The sequence below is a fragment of the Mumia sp. ZJ1417 genome, from assembly GCF_014127285.1.
Classification (GTDB): domain Bacteria; phylum Actinomycetota; class Actinomycetes; order Propionibacteriales; family Nocardioidaceae; genus Mumia.
Genome location: NZ_CP059901.1, coordinates 3,198,405 through 3,214,285 on the forward strand (window position 1 = coordinate 3,198,405; position 15,881 = coordinate 3,214,285).

General features: G+C 69.5%; 17 protein-coding genes. 8 read left to right on the forward strand and 9 right to left on the reverse strand.

What is annotated here, in order from left to right:
• Positions 1-17: 17 nt before the first annotated feature.
• Positions 18-1,232, forward strand: a complete 1,215-nt coding sequence (locus tag H4N58_RS15580) for an LCP family protein (RefSeq protein ID WP_243843019.1) — start codon at positions 18-20, stop codon at positions 1,230-1,232.
• Between the two features lie 137 nt (positions 1,233-1,369).
• A complete protein-coding gene (locus tag H4N58_RS15585) occupies positions 1,370-3,169 on the forward strand; it encodes a hypothetical protein (RefSeq protein WP_167251704.1) in 1,800 nt (599 codons plus the stop codon).
• 27 nt (positions 3,170-3,196) lie between these two features.
• Here the strand turns inward: H4N58_RS15585 and H4N58_RS15590 are convergent, their stop codons facing one another.
• Positions 3,197-3,622, reverse strand: a complete 426-nt coding sequence (locus tag H4N58_RS15590; protein ID WP_167005201.1) for a peptidoglycan-binding protein — start codon at positions 3,620-3,622, stop codon at positions 3,197-3,199.
• 185 nt (positions 3,623-3,807) lie between these two features.
• On the reverse strand, positions 3,808-4,962 hold the full coding sequence (locus H4N58_RS15595) for an acyl-CoA dehydrogenase family protein (RefSeq protein ID WP_167007067.1): 1,155 nt from the start codon (positions 4,960-4,962) through the stop codon (positions 3,808-3,810).
• 73 nt (positions 4,963-5,035) lie between these two features.
• Between H4N58_RS15595 and H4N58_RS15600 the strand changes: the two genes are divergently transcribed.
• On the forward strand, positions 5,036-5,677 hold the full coding sequence (locus H4N58_RS15600) for a pyridoxamine 5'-phosphate oxidase family protein (RefSeq protein WP_167005204.1): 642 nt from the start codon (positions 5,036-5,038) through the stop codon (positions 5,675-5,677).
• 10 nt (positions 5,678-5,687) lie between these two features.
• Here the strand turns inward: H4N58_RS15600 and H4N58_RS15605 are convergent, their stop codons facing one another.
• The 3 genes from H4N58_RS15605 to H4N58_RS15615 form a co-directional block, all read right to left on the reverse strand.
• Positions 5,688-6,689 carry an alpha/beta fold hydrolase gene (locus H4N58_RS15605; protein WP_167005207.1) on the reverse strand — a complete coding sequence of 334 codons (1,002 nt, stop codon included), beginning with the start codon at positions 6,687-6,689 and terminating at the stop codon, positions 5,688-5,690.
• Between the two features lie 129 nt (positions 6,690-6,818).
• On the reverse strand, positions 6,819-7,442 hold the full coding sequence (gene purE / locus H4N58_RS15610; protein WP_167005210.1) for a 5-(carboxyamino)imidazole ribonucleotide mutase: 624 nt from the start codon (positions 7,440-7,442) through the stop codon (positions 6,819-6,821).
• Positions 7,324-8,520, reverse strand: coding sequence for a 5-(carboxyamino)imidazole ribonucleotide synthase (locus H4N58_RS15615; RefSeq protein WP_167251703.1), 1,197 nt, complete (start codon positions 8,518-8,520; stop codon positions 7,324-7,326). Before H4N58_RS15615 ends, purE begins: the two co-directional genes overlap by 119 nt.
• A gap of 104 nt (positions 8,521-8,624) precedes the next feature.
• On the opposite strand from H4N58_RS15615, the gene H4N58_RS15620 reads away from it, so the two are divergent.
• Positions 8,625-9,086, forward strand: coding sequence for a GtrA family protein (locus tag H4N58_RS15620; protein ID WP_167005216.1), 462 nt, complete (start codon positions 8,625-8,627; stop codon positions 9,084-9,086).
• A 4-nt stretch (positions 9,087-9,090) separates the two neighbouring features.
• Here the strand turns inward: H4N58_RS15620 and H4N58_RS15625 are convergent, their stop codons facing one another.
• The 3 genes from H4N58_RS15625 to H4N58_RS15635 are packed head-to-tail and all read right to left on the reverse strand — an operon-like array spanning position 9,091 to position 11,416.
• Positions 9,091-10,068 carry an adenylate/guanylate cyclase domain-containing protein gene (locus H4N58_RS15625; RefSeq protein ID WP_167005219.1) on the reverse strand — a complete coding sequence of 326 codons (978 nt, stop codon included), beginning with the start codon at positions 10,066-10,068 and terminating at the stop codon, positions 9,091-9,093.
• A 1-nt stretch (position 10,069) separates the two neighbouring features.
• Positions 10,070-10,573, reverse strand: a complete 504-nt coding sequence (locus tag H4N58_RS15630) for a PH domain-containing protein (protein ID WP_167251702.1) — start codon at positions 10,571-10,573, stop codon at positions 10,070-10,072.
• A 12-nt stretch (positions 10,574-10,585) separates the two neighbouring features.
• Positions 10,586-11,416: a biotin--[acetyl-CoA-carboxylase] ligase gene (locus H4N58_RS15635; protein WP_167251701.1), complete on the reverse strand. Its 831-nt coding sequence runs from the start codon at positions 11,414-11,416 to the stop codon at positions 10,586-10,588.
• 66 nt (positions 11,417-11,482) lie between these two features.
• Between H4N58_RS15635 and H4N58_RS15640 the strand changes: the two genes are divergently transcribed.
• From H4N58_RS15640 to H4N58_RS15655, 4 genes are read left to right on the forward strand one after another with little or no spacing between them, the layout of a single operon-like run.
• The gene (locus H4N58_RS15640; RefSeq protein ID WP_243843020.1) at positions 11,483-13,081 is read left to right on the forward strand and encodes an acyl-CoA carboxylase subunit beta; all 1,599 of its coding nucleotides are present in this window, start codon (positions 11,483-11,485) and stop codon (positions 13,079-13,081) included.
• Complete coding sequence (locus tag H4N58_RS15645; protein WP_167005227.1) at positions 13,078-13,341, forward strand: acyl-CoA carboxylase subunit epsilon; 264 nt, start codon at positions 13,078-13,080, stop codon at positions 13,339-13,341. The genes H4N58_RS15640 and H4N58_RS15645 overlap by 4 nt, the downstream gene beginning before the upstream one ends.
• 10 nt (positions 13,342-13,351) lie before the next feature.
• Positions 13,352-13,966 carry a hypothetical protein gene (locus H4N58_RS15650; RefSeq protein WP_167005230.1) on the forward strand — a complete coding sequence of 205 codons (615 nt, stop codon included), beginning with the start codon at positions 13,352-13,354 and terminating at the stop codon, positions 13,964-13,966.
• 22 nt (positions 13,967-13,988) lie between these two features.
• Complete coding sequence (locus tag H4N58_RS15655; RefSeq protein ID WP_167005233.1) at positions 13,989-14,582, forward strand: nucleoside triphosphate pyrophosphatase; 594 nt, start codon at positions 13,989-13,991, stop codon at positions 14,580-14,582.
• A 30-nt stretch (positions 14,583-14,612) separates the two neighbouring features.
• Here H4N58_RS15655 and H4N58_RS15660 read toward each other — a convergent pair whose 3' ends face one another.
• Positions 14,613-15,851, reverse strand: a complete 1,239-nt coding sequence (locus H4N58_RS15660; RefSeq protein ID WP_167251700.1) for an HNH endonuclease signature motif containing protein — start codon at positions 15,849-15,851, stop codon at positions 14,613-14,615.
• Positions 15,852-15,881: the final 30 nt, after the last annotated feature.

Here is a 15,881-nt window from a genome sequence, read left to right on the forward strand (position 1 = left end):
CCGGTACCTTCGAACGCATGCCCGAACGCGATCCGAACCCCCGGGACGAGGCCGGCTACGGCTGGCTCTACGGCCCCGACGACGATGCCACGCAGGTCGTGGGAGCCTCGTCGTCATACCCTCCTGGCGGACCCGGCGCGTACTCCGCTCCCCCGCCCCAGGGGCCGCCGAACGAGCCACACCAGCGGCCTTCGGATCTGCCGCCGATGCAGTACCCCGATGCCGCACCGCCCTCGCAGGGCGGCGGCGGGCGCGGCGCAGGGACGCGTGGCGGCGGACGGCGTTGGCTGCGGCCGGGGCGGATCATCACGCTCCTGCTCGTGGCGTGGCTGGTCTTCCTGATCGCCGTTCCGGTGTGGGCGTGGGGCAACATCGAGAAGGTCGACGCCTCCCCCGGCGGTGAGCGTCCGGCCGACCAGCCCGGCACCACGTACCTGCTCGTCGGCTCCGACAGCCGCGAAGGCCTCACCAAGGAGCAGCGCAAGGAGCTCGCGACCGGTGACGCCGAGGGGCGCCGCACGGACACGATCATGATGATGCACGTCGGCAGCGGGCCGACGACGCTCGTGTCGATCCCCCGTGACTCGATCGTCCCGATCCCCGGCCATGGCCGGACCAAGATCAACGCCGCGTTCGCGTACGGCGGGCCGAAGCTGCTCGTCGAGACGCTGGAGAACACGACCGGCGTCCGGATCGACGACTACGTCGAGATCGGGTTCGGCGGCTTCGTGAACATGGTCGACGCCGTCGGTGGGGTCGAGATCTGCCCGAAGAAGGCGATCAAGGACAAGGACGCCGGCCTCAAGCTCGCGAAGGGGTGCCAGGAGGTCGGTGGTGCGACCGCGCTCGGCTATGCGCGTTCACGGCACACGTACGCGACGCAGGACCTGCAGCGCGTCCAGTCTCAGCGCGAGGTGCTCGGGGCGATCGCCGGCGAGGTGAAGTCGCCGTCGACGTTCCTCAACCCGTTCCGGTACGCCGGCGTCGTGACCTCGGCGACCGGGTCGCTGCGCATCGGCGACAACGTCGGCCCGCTGTCGCTCGGCCGCTTCGCCTGGAACCTCTCGGGTGCGATGGGCGGCTCGGGCAACAACTGCACGGTCCCGATCGCCGACGCCTCGGTGCGCTGGGACAAGGAGCGGGCGCTGCAGCTCTTCGAGTACATCAAGACCGACAAGACGGACAAGATCACCAAGGCCGTCTGCACCAAGGACGGCCTGCCGGCGAGCTGACGCGGGCGTTCGCGAGCGAATCTGCGGGAGGCCCTGTCGGCGCGCGGGGATCTCTGCTAATTTCAGCCGTCTCACCGGCGGGCAGCGATGCCTCGGACTGATCGGAAATCGCTGTGGTGCGTCGAGCTGTCGTAGGGGTGCTGACCGCTGCCGTGCTGGTGGCTTCCGGTGCAGGGCCAGTTTCTGCGGGCGCAGCGGAGGACTGGGCAGCACCCGTCCTGACGTCGCCGGCCCCGGACACGCTGCTCACAGGGACGGCCGAGCTCACCGCGACGTCGGAGTCGCCGTACGTGGTCTTCGAGCTGGCGACGTCGGCAAGCTCGACGTGGATCGTCCGGCGCACGCCGGTGGCTGCAGGCCCGGACGGCATCTTCCGCGACACCCTGCCGACAGCCGGGCTCCCCCCACGGTTCGTCGCGTGGGTCCGGGCATGCTCCGATGCGAGCCTGGAGTCGTGCACGACCGTCAGCGAGCCCGTCCCGGTACGGGGACCGCGGCCGACGCTTACGCCCACGAAACCGTTGCCTTCGGTGATCGACCCGTCGGTCACCAAACAGGTCTCGCTGCGGGTCACAGGTCTCGGCGGGTCCCCGGCGACGGTCGACGGTGACGTCACGAGCAGGCAGGTCCATGACGGCGACGTGATCGATGTCGCCATCTCGAGCACGTCGAGTGTCGACCTCTTCGTGTCGCTGCGGCAGTGCAATTCGCTCAACGGGCAGGTGTGCGAGAGAACCGGGCTCTCCCTGACGGTTCGCAAGGAACCGGACCTCACCCTGTGGGGGCCGAGCACGATGCTGCTGAGCCAGAACGGCGACGGTCTATGGGAGACCGCGACCAGCCAGGTGAGCCTGGACTCCCGTACTCCGCTCACAGCCCGTTGGCGGATCATCTCCGCTGCCGGTGCGACAGTTGCCGGCCCGTACGAGTTCAGTGCAGACCAGATCAGGGAGGCACGCAACCCAGCCCCGTGGGGCACGCGCATCCTGATCGACCCGAAAGAACGTCTGGGTCGTCCGCTGCCAGCCGGTGAGTACCGGTTCGAGGTCGAGACCACCGCGACGGCACCCGACTTCAAGAAGTCCACCCGCAAGAGCGAGACGCTGTTCATCAGCAACGCCGCGCCGATGACCAGGCTCACCCCGAAGACCTCGGTGTTCTACCCGCAGGCCGTCGCCGCGACCGGTGTGCCGCGGGTGATGGAGCTGAGTCCTCGGATCGACTCCTACGAGGCGAGGATGACAGGCTTCCGCTATCGCGTGCTCACGGCCGACGGCAAACCTCTGGGCGACCCGATCGGCGGGATCGGCTGGGACCAACCAGTGATCGCCTGGGACGGAGCGATCCGTCGGGAAGGGCGGCCCGCGACGACAGCGCCTGAGGGCACCTACCGCATCGAGCTGATCAGGACGATCAGGACCGGGGCGGGCGTTGACGAGTCGGACGTGTACGGGCCGGTGTCCGCCCCCTTCACCCTGCGTCGCGGATATCCGGACTCGGTCACACGCTCGGTCGCCGCCTCCGCGCGCTCGTCGTGGCAGCGGACCGCGGTGAAGCAAAACGCCCGCGTCCAACGCGGCAAGCACGGCGTACTGCGATTCCGGCGCAAGGCCGCCGGCAAGGGCGCGGCGCGGGTCACGTCCGTGCACTCCGTCCGGATACCGCGTGATCGCCTCAAGGATCGCCGGATGCGCATCCGGCTGCACGGCGCCTGGGGCAACCCCGGCGACGTCAAGATCGCGGTGATCGCGCCGTGGGGCGAAACCCTCCAGCGCCGCGCCCTCACCCGCAACCGACGGCACCTCGAGGTCGCGGTCCCCGAGCGATGGGTCCGTGCCGACGGCCGCCTCCGGTTCGCGGTGCAGTGGAAGGGCACGAAGCCCGCACGGCTGGACCGCGTCGTCGTCAGATACCGCAGGTACGACCTCACGTCGTGACCCTGGGCCGACGGCCAGAGCGGCGACCTACTCGTCGTACCACCAGCAGGCGTTGTCCTCGTAGTAGAGAGGCCAGCAGATCGCGTCACGGGTCTGAGACCCGTAGATGCCGTCGGCCTTGATTCCTAGGCGCCGCTGAAGACTGGTCAGCGCGCTCTGCGTCGCCGGGCCGAAGTCACCGTCCACCGCGATGTTGTAGTCGTAGGTGTCCCGCATGACCTGCTGGAGGTACTTGACCGCGTTGTTCTTGTGCCCGCGCTTCATCACGCAGGTGGGACTGAGCGTGGAGTACTGGACGGGGATGAACATGCGCTCGCCGCTGGCGCTGTACTTGCGGACCGCCTCGGTACAGGTCGGCGTGGCCGCGTGAGCCGGTGTGGTGACGATGCCTCCAAGAGTCGTCACCAGCACTGCTGCGGCGGCTGTGCTGAGCAGCCGGGTTCGATGTCGCATGATGCGAGGCTCCTTTCTGCCGTGGACCCTGAGGGGCCCTTGGGCATCGAGCCTCGGTCGACCGAGCCCGCTCCCGCCACACGATTCGATCAGGTTCGAAGGCAGAGGCCGGCCCAGCCCGGAACGTCAGTGGGCGGCCGGTTGCGACCGACCGCCCACTGACACACCACAGCCCCCAGAGCGTGTCAGAGCTCGGACTGGATCCCGGCCAGGAGCTGGCGCGCCATCACGATGCGCTGCACCTGGTTGGTGCCTTCGTAGATCTGCGTGATCTTGGCGTCGCGCATCATGCGCTCGACCGGGTAGTCGCGCGTGAAGCCGTAGCCGCCGAGCAGCTGGACGGCATCGGTCGTGACCTGCATCGCGGTGTCGGACGCAAAGGCCTTGGCGGCAGCACCGAAGAAGGTGAGGTCCTTGTCGCCGCGCTCGCTGCGCCCGGCGGCTGCGTACGTGATCTGGCGCGCGGCCTCGACCTTCATGCCCATGTCGGCCAGCATGAACTGAAGACCCTGGAACTCCGCGATCGGCTTGCGGAACTGCTGACGCTCCTTGACATAGCCGAGGGCATAGTCGAGCGCCCCCTGTGCGACGCCGACGGCCTGTGCGGCGATCGTCACGCGGGTGTGGTCGAGGGTCTGCATCGCGGTCGCGAAGCCCGTACCCTCGGCGCCGATCATGCGGTCGGCGGGGATGCGAACCTTGTCGAGGTAAACCTCGCGCGTCGGGGAACCCTTGATGCCGAGCTTCTTCTCCGGAGCACCGAAGGACACCCCCTCGTCGGACTTCTCGACGACGAACGCACTGATGCCCTTCGACCGCTTCTCGGGGTCGGTCACCGCCATGACGGTGTAGAAGTCCGACTCGCCGGCGTTCGTGATCCAGCGCTTCACGCCGTCCAGGACCCAGTGGTCGCCGTCGCGGACCGCGCGGGTCTTCATGCCGGCGGCGTCGCTGCCGGCGTCCGGCTCCGAGAGGCAGTACGAGAACATCGACGTGCCCGCAGCGACGGCCGGGAGGTACTTCTGCTTCAGCTCCTCGCTGCCGGACAGGATCACCGGAAGGCTGCCGAGCTTGTTCACCGCGGGGATCAGCGACGACGAGACGCACGCACGCGACACCTCCTCGATGACGAGCACGGTCGCGAGAGCGTCCGCTCCGGCGCCGCCGTACTCCTCACCGATGTGGGGCGCGTGGAAGTCGGACGCGACCAGCGCGTCGTACGCCTCCTGCGGGAAGCGCGCCTCCTCGTCGACGGCGGCGGCGAATGGAGCAACCTTGGCGTCGCAGACGGCGCGGACGGCCTCGCGGATGGCCTGGTGCTCCTCGGACAGAGCGAACATGGGCTGGTCAGTGGTCACACCCCCCATGCTAATGACGGTTAACCAGCTACCCGCAGGGCCCTAGGCTTGCGCCATGCCCGTGAGCACCCAGCCCTCCGCACCCGTCACCGAGATCACGTCCGTCGACGAGCTCCGCGCTCTCGTCGGAGATCCGCTCCCCCGTGTCCGCGACAAGGTGCGCGCCGAGCTGCTCGAGGACCACGTGGCGTGGCTGGCCGCGTCGCCGTTCTGCCTGGTCTCCACGTCCGACACGTCGGGCCGCTGCGACGTCTCGCCCAAGGGCGACCCCGCCGGCATCGGCCACGTCGTCGACGCCACCACCGTCGCGATCCCGGAGCGCCCCGGCAACCGCCGGGTCGACGGATTCCTCAACGTCCTCGAGAACCCGTACGCCGGTCTGCTGTTCGTCGTGCCCGGCCGCGGGGACACGCTGCGGATCAACGGGCGGGCGCGGATCGTGACCGACGCGCCGTACTTCGACGCCTTGACGGTCAAGGGCCACCGACCGATCCTCGCGTTGGAGGTCGCGATCGAGGAGGTGTTCTTCCACTGCGCGAAGGCGTTCTTGCGCTCACGCCTGTGGAACCAGGAGTCCTGGCACCCCGAGGTCCTCGCCAGCCGCGCCGAGGTGGCCCAGCGCCTCGAGCGACCTCAGGACTCGCTCGAGGCACTGGAGGCCTACTACGGCGAGGCGTACTCCAAGAACCTCTACTGACCGCCGCGGCTCAACCGATCAGCTGCATGTTGCCAGTCAGCGGTGCCTGCGGATAGCACCAGACACGGTGCTGCCTGGTCGGATCGAGGGCGTTCATGACGATCTGCGCGACGTTCTTGGAGTACGTGATCGACACGTGCTCCGAGAGATCGATCGGGCAGACGTCCTGCAGGCGGATGTTGTCGACAGCCGAGCCGCCACCTTGGATGTACGCGCGCTCCCACGGCGTGACGACCTCGTCGTACTGCGTCGCGATCACGGTGTAGTCGATGCCCGGCACCGTCTCACCCGCGTCGTTGAGCTGCCGGTAGAACGGCGACTGCGGCGCGGGGCTCTTGTCGGCCTGCTGCTGCGCGGCCGGCATGTCGACCAGCTCGAGCAGGCCCATCGCGAGGCCGAACAGGCGCAGCGTCTTGCCGAGCTCAGTGATGCCCGACAATGTCGTCGGGTGGTTGGACGGGGCGATGCCGATCACCTGGTCGACCTTTGCAGCGCCACCGATCTTGTTGGCGTAGTAGCGCGCGACGGCACCGCCCTGCGAGTGGCCGATCAGGTCGACCTTCGACGCGCCGGTCGCGGCGCGGACCCGGTCGACGAACGGGGCAAGCTCCTGCGCGCTCGCGATCATGTCACCCGTGCCGTTGAGGAACGCGATGCCCGTGGAGTTGCCGTAGTTGAGCGCGAAGACGCAGTAGCCCTGGTCCTTCAGCACTGGCGAGAGCCCGTTCCAGTTGTTGTAGGCGTTCTCCCAGGTGCCGTGGACCAGGACGACGGGGACCGGATGGCGGCTCGACGGCCGGCAGCTCCAGTCGTTGGCGCCGATCGGGTTGCGGTTCGGCTGGACGAGCGTACGGGCGAAGGCGGCGGGGAACGAGGAGTCCTCGCCCAGCGGCGCGAACCGCATCGGGCGCGGGAGCGGATTGACCCAGGCCGCCTCGGCAGGCCCGGGCACAGCGGTCAGGCAGAGGATCGTGGTGGCCACCACGGCCAGCAGTCGAGAGAGCTTCTTCACGGTGCGTCACCTCACGGTGCGAGATGGCGACGCCAGCGCCAGACCGGCGGCCAGACGCAGGAGGAACGGGCGTCACCAGGACTGTACTGTGACGCACCTCACGTGTGCAACGGATCGTGAAACTACGGTTTACGTAGCCGAGTCGCCGCGCGCCTTTCGTACGACTGCACCCTTCGCCCGGGCGGCGTCGGCGAGGCGCTCCTGGAACGCCACCATCGCCTCACTCAGCGCCGGGTCGCAGGCCGCGAGGATCCGGACCGCGAGGAGGCCGGCGTTGCGGGCGTTGCCGATCGCGACGGTCGCGACCGGGACGCCGGCAGGCATCTGCACGATCGAGAGCAGCGAGTCCATCCCGTCGAGATACTTCAGGGCGACCGGGACACCGATCACGGGGAGCGGGGTCACCGCCGCGAGCATGCCAGGCAGGTGCGCCGCTCCCCCGGCTCCGGCGATGATCACCTGCACGCCGCGGGCATGCGCCTCGCGACCGTACGCGAGCATCTCGTCGGGCATGCGGTGCGCCGACACGACGTCGGCCTCGTACGAGACGCCGAACTCCTCGAGCGCCTCCGCCGCTGCCTTCATCGTCGGCCAGTCGGAGTCCGACCCCATCACGATGCCGACCTTCGGTGTCTCAGTCACGCGGGGCCTCCTGAGCCTCGTCCTCGATCTCGTCGTCCAGCCGTCCCTCGAACCACGCCGCGGCGTGACGCGCACGCTCGAGCAGGTCGTCGAGGTCGTCGCCGTACGCATTCACGTGCCCGACCTTGCGGCCGGGCTTCACGGCCTTGCCGTACAGGTGCACCTTGAGGTCGGGGTCCCGCGCCATCACGTGCGCGTATCCGTCGTACAGGCGTCCGACCTCGCCGCCGAGGATGTTGACCATCACGGTGTACGGGGCACGCGCACGCGGCGACCCGAGTGGCAGATCGAGCACGGCCCGGAGGTGGTTTTCGAACTGGCTCGTGACGGCGCCGTCCATCGTCCAGTGCCCGGTGTTGTGGGGACGCATCGCCAGCTCGTTGACGAGGATGCGCCCGTCGGTGGTCTCGAACAGCTCGACCGCGAGGATCCCGACGACGTCGAGCGCGGCGGCGACCTTCATCGCCAGCATCTCGGCCTCGGCGGCGAGCTCTGGGGCGAGGCCGGGCGCCGGTGCGATCACCTCGCGGCAGACGCCGTTCTCCTGGCGGGACTCCACGACCGGGTACGCCGCGACCTGGCCTGACACCGAGCGCGCGACGAGCGCGGAGAGCTCTCGGCGGAAGTCGATCTTCTCCTCGGCGATCAGCGGCACGCCCGCGGCGAAGGCCTCGGCGGCAGCAGCAGCGTCATCGACCACCCAGACGCCCTTGCCGTCGTAGCCGCCACGGGTCGTCTTCACGACCACGGGGAAGCCGTCGCCGGCGGCGGCGAACCGCTCCAGGTCGGCAGCATCGGCCACAGGCGCCCACCGGGGGCATGGGACGCCGAGCGCGGCGAGACGCTCGCGCATCTCGCGCTTGTCCTGGGCGTACAGCAGCGCGTGCGGGCCCGGCCTGCAGGCGTGACCCTCCGCGTCGAGCGTGCGCAGGTGCTCCGGTGGGACGTGCTCGTGGTCGAAGGTGACGACCGCGCACTCGGCCGCGACCGTACGGAGCGTCTCGAGGTCGCGGTAGTCGCCGACGGTGGTCCTCGGGTTCACCTGGGCGGCGCTCACGCCAGGCGCCTCGGCGAGCAGGCTCACGGGGACCGCGAGCGACACGGCGGCCTGCTCCATCATCCGGGCCAGCTGCCCGCCTCCGACGATCGCGAGCACAGGGCTGTCGATGGGGCTGTCCACGGGCCTCATGCTAACGGGCGGCTACGGCTGCAAGGGCTGAGCCCGGAGGGGACGCGGGCGCCGGAGCGCGTGGACGGTCCGGCGCCTTCTCCCTGTCCACGTAGGCTCGGGTGATGACGACGACGGCGGGGCGTGCCAAGGAGCGGGTCCGCGAGGTCGGCGCCTTCGGGATCGTGGGCCTGGCTGGATACGTCACCGATGTGGTGGTGTTCAACCTGCTCCGGTACGCGGGTGATCCCGGACTTCTGGAGCACAAGCCGCTGACGGCCAAGGTCATCTCGGTGGCCGTGGCCATGTGCGTGACCTACTTCGGCAACCGGCAGTGGACATGGCGCGGGCGCGGCCGGCACACCGCACACCGCGAGGTCGCGCTGTTCGTCGTGATGAACGGCATCGGGATGCTCATCGCGGTGGGGTGCCTCGCGTTCTCCCACTACGTGCTCGGGTTCGACAGCGCCCTCGCCGACAACATCTCGGCGAACGTCGTGGGCCTGGGGCTGGGCACGCTGTTCCGGTTCTGGGCGTACCGGACCTTCGTGTTCCCCGAGAGTGACTCGCGAGCACCCGCGGAATGACTCGTCAACCGTTGTAGGACCAGCGGTGGCGTACGGTCAACGGCTCCATCGTGCCGAAGCCACGCAGATGACGTTGCGCCATCGCCCGAGTCTCGAACCGGTCGCTGAGGCCGTCAGCGGTCGCGCGATCGATGATCACGCGGTTGCGTCGGGCCACCGCGGTCAGGCGTGAGGCCAGGTTGACCGGCGGGCCATAGACGTCGCCGAGACGGGAGATGACCGGCCCCGTCCCCAGGCCGACCCTCACGTCGGGCAGGTCTCGGTCTCCACCGATCTCCGCGACGACGGCGAAGGCGATGTCGGCCGCGAGCTCCGGGGTCTCGGCCACGAACAGCACCGCATCACCGAGCGTCTTGATCGGACGCCCGCCACCCTCGGTGATGATGTCGATGCACCGGCTCTCGAACTCCTCGACGAGGTCGGCGAGGCCGTCGTCGTCGAGGCCGTTGGACAGCTTGGTGAACGCGACGAGATCAGCGAACCCGACCGTCACCACCATGCGGAGGACGTCCTCCTCGTCCGCGGCCAACGCCTCTGCGCGGCTGGCCGACGCGGCGAGGTGACGGCGCCACGCGTAGACGAGCAGCCGCTCGAAGACCGGGCCCATCGCCTCCGCGACAGCGCGACCCGAGGTCGACCACGCCACACGTTCGAGTTCACCGGAGCCGGTCCGTCGCTCGAGCACCTCGGCGATCGTCGAGACCTGCCAGTCGGCCAGACGCGACATGGTCGAGCCGAGCGCACGCGTGAGGCGGACGACTGTGTCCTCGTCGATGACGCCCGTGCCGACGATCGCGCGCACCGTCTGCAGCGCGTCGAGGTCGGCGGGGACGAACGCCTTCGTGCCTGCGGAGTCGGGGAACCCGAGGGCCCGCCACAGCCGGCGCGTCTCCTCGTACGACAGCCCCGCGGCGGCCGCGATCTCGTCGCTGGTGAAGGTGGGTTCCGCACCGAGGATGGCGCGGGCCAGGTCGTCTGCCACGTCAGATCTGCTCGTCGCTCATGGTGGTCGGATGGTGCGCGGCGAAGACGAGCGAGGTCAGCTCGCGGTGGACGTCCTCGACGCGCGGGACATCCCGGATGCGGAGCCCGGCCTGCTCGCTCGCGTCGTGGACGATCAGCGTGCCGCAGCCGAGGATGCGGTCGCTGAGGTGCTTCTCGTACGAGACGTCGTTGATCCGGTTGAGCGGGATGATCCGGCCCGTGCGGGTCAGGATGCCCTTCTGCTCGATCAGACGGCGGTTGGTGATCGTGTAGGTCCAGGTGAACCACCGCAGGAACGGCAGCACAGCCCAGACGACGATCACGATCAGCGCGACGACGAGCACCCCCGTACGCACGACGCCGTCGGTCACGGCGGCCCCGAACCCGCCCGCGCCGGCAACGACCACGAGCACCAGGAAGGCGCCGAACAGCGCTTTGACGTGCGTACGGACCGTCAGGATCTCGTGCTCACCCTCGATCAGCAGCTTCTTTGAGACACCCACGGGGTCATCGTGTCATGCCGGGGTGCGCAGATGGGTGATGTCTCCGGCGCTGACTGCCGTGACCTCGCCGTCGTGGCTGACCTGGAGCCGCCCGCTCTCGTCGAGCCCCACCGCGGTGCCCTCGAGCGTGGTGCCGTCGGGGTAGAGCACGGACACCTCGCGCCCGAGCGTCGCGCTGACGTTCTCGTACGCGGCGCGCAGTCCGGCCTCGGGGTCACCGCCGGCTTTGGTCCACCCGTCGTACAGCGCCTCGAACGCCTTCGCGTACTCGCTCACCAGCCCCGTCCGCTCCGCCGTCGGCGATCCCTCGTGGGTGAGGGACGTGGCGTTGGGGACGCCGATCTCCTCAGGCGTCACCGAGACGTTGATGCCGCAGCCGACCACGGCGGCGGGACCACTCGGGGTGTCGACGCGTTCGACAAGCAGCCCACCGAGCTTGCGGTCCTCGACGATGACGTCGTTGGGCCACTTCAGCTCCGCGATCACCCCCGCCTGACGTGCGGCGGCGACCGCAGCGAGTCCGGCCAGCAGCGGCAGCCACGTCCAGCGGTGCCCTTCGACGCGCGGGTGGACGAGGATCGACACCGCGACGGCCGAGTACGGCGGCATCTCCCATTTGCGGTCGAGCCGACCACGACCCGCGGTCTGGTGGTCCGTCGTGAGCAGCGTGCCCTCAGGCGCGCCGGCCCGCGCGAGCGCGGCGAGGTCGGCGTTGGTGCTCGCGGTCTCGGGCACGACGCGGACGTCCTGCCACCAGGACCGCAGGGTGATCAGGGCCTGCTCGAGCCCCGCGGCATCGAGGGGGCGTCGGACGAGAGGAGAGTCGAGTGGCAAGTCGCTCATGGGGCCACTGTCCCACGATCCGCGCCCTTCGGCGGACCGGCGACGCCCGGCGGCTACCCTGACCCCGTGAGCGAAGCAGTGGTACCCGAGCCGGGTCAGATCGACACGCACACGACGGCCGGCAAGCTGGCCGATCTCGACCGTCGCCTCGACGAGGCGGTGCACGCGGGATCGGCGAAGGCCGTCGAGAAGCAGCATGCGAAGGGCCGTCAGACCGCGCGCGAGCGGATCGAGATGCTCTTCGACGAGGGCTCCTTCGTCGAGATCGACGAGCTGGCGCGGCACCGGTCGACAGCGTTCGGGCTGGAGAAGAACCGCCCGTACGGCGACGGCGTGATCACCGGCTATGGCACGGTCGACGGCCGTCAGGTCTGCGTCTTCAGCCAGGACTTCACCGTGTTCGGCGGATCGCTGGGCGAGGTCTACGGGGAGAAGATCACCAAGATCATGGATCTGGCGATCAAGACCGGCTCCCCGATCGTCGGGATCAACGAGGGCGCCGGCGCCCGCATCCAGGAGGGTGTGGTCTCGCTCGGTCTGTATGGCGAGATCTTCCGCCGCAACGTCCACGCCTCCGGTGTGATCCCGCAGATCAGCCTGATCATGGGCTCGTGCGCGGGCGGTCACGTCTACTCCCCCGCGGTCACCGACTTCACCGTGATGGTTGACGGCACCTCCAACATGTTCATCACCGGCCCCGACGTGATCAAGACCGTCACCGGCGAGGACGTGACGATGGAGGAGCTCGGCGGCGCGCGCACGCACAACACCAAGTCGGGCAACGCCCACTACATGGGCGCCGACGAAGAAGACGCGATCGAGTACGTCAAGGCGCTGCTGTCCTACCTCCCCCAGAACAACATGGAGGACGCTCCGGTCCACGTCGAGGAGGCGGACCTCGACATCTCCGACGAGGACCGCTCGCTCGACACGCTGATCCCGGACTCCCCCAACCAGCCGTACGATATGCACACCGTCATCGAGTCCGTGCTCGACGACGGGGAGTTCCTCGAGGTGCAGCCGCTGTTCGCGCCGAACATCCTCATCGGCTTCGGCCGCGTCGAGGGCCGCTCGGTCGGCGTCGTGGCCAACCAGCCGATGCAGTTCGCCGGCACCCTCGACATCGACGCCTCTGAGAAGGCCGCACGCTTCGTCCGTACCTGCGACGCGTTCAACGTGCCCGTGCTGACCTTCGTCGACGTGCCGGGCTTCCTGCCAGGCACCGACCAGGAGTGGAACGGCATCATCCGCCGCGGCGCCAAGCTGATCTATGCCTATGCCGAGGCCACCGTCCCGCTGGTCACCGTCATCACCCGCAAGGCGTACGGCGGCGCGTACGACGTCATGGGCTCCAAGCACCTCGGCGCCGACCTCAACATCGCCTGGCCGACGGCGCAGATCGCGGTCATGGGCGCCCAGGGCGCGGTCAACATCCTGCACCGTAAGACCCTTGCTGCCGCGGACGATCCCGAGGCGACGCGGGCGGAGCTGATCGACGCGTACGAGCAGACGCTCGCCAACCCCTACATCGCGGCAGAGCGCGGCTACATCGACACCGTCATCCAGCCCCACGAGACCCGCACCGAGATCGTCCGTGCGCTGCGCCTGCTGCGCAGCAAGCGCGAGACGCTCCCACCCAAGAAGCACGGGAACATCCCGCTGTGAGCACCTCGTCGGTCGAGCCTGTCGAGACCGCAACCTCGTCGGTCGAGCCTGTCGAGACCACTCCTCTCCTCCGCGTCGTCAAGGGCGACCCCACCCCCGAGGAGCTCGCTGCCCTCATCGCGGTCGTCGCGGCGCGTGGAGCGGCGGTCGCCGCAGCGCCCGCGGCGCGCCGCTCGGCATGGGGAGACCCCGCCCGCGCCACGCGCCCGACGCACACGCATGGGCACGACGGGTGGCGCAGGTCGGCGTTCTCGCGCTAGAACCGAAGGCGTGACCCTTCGTCCGCTCGCCGACGTCGGTGCCGCCGACTGGCTCGTGTCGTCGGGCGCCCACTGGTTCGACCTCGCCTCGTACGGACCGCCAGGCTTCGCCTCGTACGTGCGGCTGGTCGGTCGCGGTCGCACGGCGCAGGGCGCGGAGGGCGGCGACCTCGACGACGAGGACGTGCGGGCCGCGCTCGTCGAGGTGCTCGCCCTGCACACGACGTCGGCCGCCGAGGCGTACTTCTGCCTGTGGGAAGGCGGCGGGCTCGAAGGGTCGGGAGCCCAGGGATTCCCTGATGCCTTCCCACCTGCGGTCACGCGGATGCCACGGGTGACCCTCGGCATGTTCGGGGAGCGCTGCTATCTGATGTTCGGGGGCGCACTGGGCGAGATCGGCCAATGGGGAGACGACCCCGGGCACGGCGGTATCGGCGGGCCGCACCTGTTCTGGCCGGCCGACCACGCATGGTGCGTCGCCTCCGACGTCGACGGCGACGGCAGCCAACGGGACATCCGGTGGGTCGGCGTCGGCGGGACCTCCGCCCTGATCGAGGCGTTGCGCGCCGACGGTCGGTTCGAGCTCGAGCACACAGGCCCGGACCATCCGCATCCCTACCGGTGACGGCCGCCGTACGCTGGCTCGCGTGACTCGACCCCGCCTCGTCCTCGCCTCCCAGTCCCCCGCTCGTCTGGCCACGCTGAGGAGTGCTGGGCTCGAACCAGAGGTCATCGTCTCCGGTGTCGACGAGTCGGTCATCGTGTCGGACGATCCGGTGGTGGTGGCGACGGAGCTCGCGCGACTGAAGTGCCGGGCGGTCGCCCACCGGCTGAACAGTCCCGACGACACGTTGGTGGTCGGCTGCGACTCGGTGCTCGCCTTCGACGGCGAGGTCCTCGGCAAGCCCGCCGACGCTCAGACGGCGATCGAACGATGGCGGATGATGCGCGGACGCACAGGGGTGCTCCACACCGGACACTGCGTACGTCTCGGCGAGCGGGAAGTCTCCGACGACGCAGCAACGACGGTGCACTTCGCCGACCTCGATGACGCCGAGATCGAGGCGTACGTCGCGACCGGAGAGCCGCTGCACGTGGCGGGCGCGTTCACCGTGGACGGGCTCGGCGGCGCGTTCGTGGAGAGGATCGAGGGCGACCACCACAACGTGGTCGGCCTCTCGCTCCCACTGCTGCGCACGATGCTGGCCGGACTCGGTGTCCGGTGGACCGACCTGTGGTGATGACGCTCGTCTGAGCTGGCGGCGTCCGGCTCAGCTCCGCAGGTGCAGGAGCCGATCGAGGTGCGTCTCCACCGGCGAGCGACGATCGGGTCGCGGTCGGTGGAGCGTGGAGGTCCTCGCGTGGTCACGAGTCCGAGCGCGCTCGTGGACCCCTGAGCCCTGCGGCGTGCGAAACTCGCGCAGGCGATCGCTCAACCGTTGGCGCTGCACGCGATGACGATCCTCGATCTCGAGGATCCTCGCGCCCTTGCGGCGGCTGAAGACAAACCCTCGCTCGCCGTCAGGCGCCACCCAGAGCTTGCCGAGGTGGATCAGCTGGTGGCACCGGGGGCACAGCCCGACGAGGTTGTCGAGATCGGTCCGGCCGCCGTCACGATCCCACCACGCCACGTGGTGCAGCTCCAGGTGAGTGCCCCCGCAACCCGGGTTGGCACAGACCCAGCCCTGCCTCGCGTGAACCGCCTGCCGCTGCTTGTAGGTCGCCAGCCGGTGGGTGCGCCCGACATTGAGGACGTCGGCCTGTGGGGTCGGGCCGGTCGTGTCGCCGGCGACAAGGAAGTCGGTGCGATCGGCGTCGCAGCTCAGATAGTCGAACAGCTTGGGTCCGACAGGCCCCCACCCCGCGAGGACGGGCGGCTCGGCAGCGGGCTGTCCGGCGAGCCACGACGCCTCGACCATCACCCCGACCTGTGGTCGAACCCTACGATCGGCCGGCAGGCCGTGCTCGAGCGCGGACGCAGCGAGGTCCCCGATCGCGTCGACCCGGCGCTGCGCAGGCGTGCGGGGGTCGTCGGATCCACGTGGCGCCGATGCTGCCGTCAGCCACGTCTTGAGTCGCGTGCCGGCGACGGCGTCGAGGAACCCGTTGACGTGGAAGCCCTCACCGCAGCGAGCGATGGTCAGGTCGTGCTTCTCCATGCCCGCGGCATAAGCGCGGTCAAGCTCCTCCGGGTGAGCCGTGTCGACCAGCATCGTGAGCTGCCGGGTCAGCTCGGCCGGCTCGCAGACGCGCGCGACGTCGAGCATCACGTCCTCGGCAGCCTCGACGATCTCTCGATCAGCCTTTTTGAGGGCGACCGTGAACGCGTCCACGTGTCCACCACGGATCTCTCCCGCCCGACGCGCCGCACCGACTGCCGGCAGGACCCGCATCGTGCGTCCTGCCGCGACCGCCGCGCGCGACTGCTTCACGTCCCACCGCAGCTCGCGGCGCGCCCATGCGGCCGTCGACGAGGCGCCCTCCACCTCGTATGAACGTCGCTCCTGCATCTGGTCGAACCACCTTGGCCTGCAGCCCAC

Bases quoted from the DNA above. Each gene is read 5' to 3' on its own strand.
- H4N58_RS15595 (WP_167007067.1), bottom strand. From the start codon at position 4,962: ATGTTCGCTCTGTCCGAGGAGCACCAGGCCATCCGCGAGGCCGTCCGC.
- H4N58_RS15580 (WP_243843019.1), top strand. From the start codon at position 18: ATGCCCGAACGCGATCCGAACCCCCGGGACGAGGCCGGCTACGGCTGG.
- H4N58_RS15620 (WP_167005216.1), top strand. From the start codon at position 8,625: ATGACGACGACGGCGGGGCGTGCCAAGGAGCGGGTCCGCGAGGTCGGC.
- H4N58_RS15635 (WP_167251701.1), bottom strand. From the start codon at position 11,416: ATGAGCGACTTGCCACTCGACTCTCCTCTCGTCCGACGCCCCCTCGAT.
- H4N58_RS15660 (WP_167251700.1), bottom strand. From the start codon at position 15,851: ATGCAGGAGCGACGTTCATACGAGGTGGAGGGCGCCTCGTCGACGGCC.
- H4N58_RS15590 (WP_167005201.1), bottom strand. From the start codon at position 3,622: ATGCGACATCGAACCCGGCTGCTCAGCACAGCCGCCGCAGCAGTGCTG.
- H4N58_RS15600 (WP_167005204.1), top strand. From the start codon at position 5,036: ATGCCCGTGAGCACCCAGCCCTCCGCACCCGTCACCGAGATCACGTCC.
- H4N58_RS15615 (WP_167251703.1), bottom strand. From the start codon at position 8,520: ATGAGGCCCGTGGACAGCCCCATCGACAGCCCTGTGCTCGCGATCGTC.
- purE (WP_167005210.1), bottom strand. From the start codon at position 7,442: ATGCGTACGGCGACGACCTCGACGACCTGCTCGAGCGTGCGCGTCACG.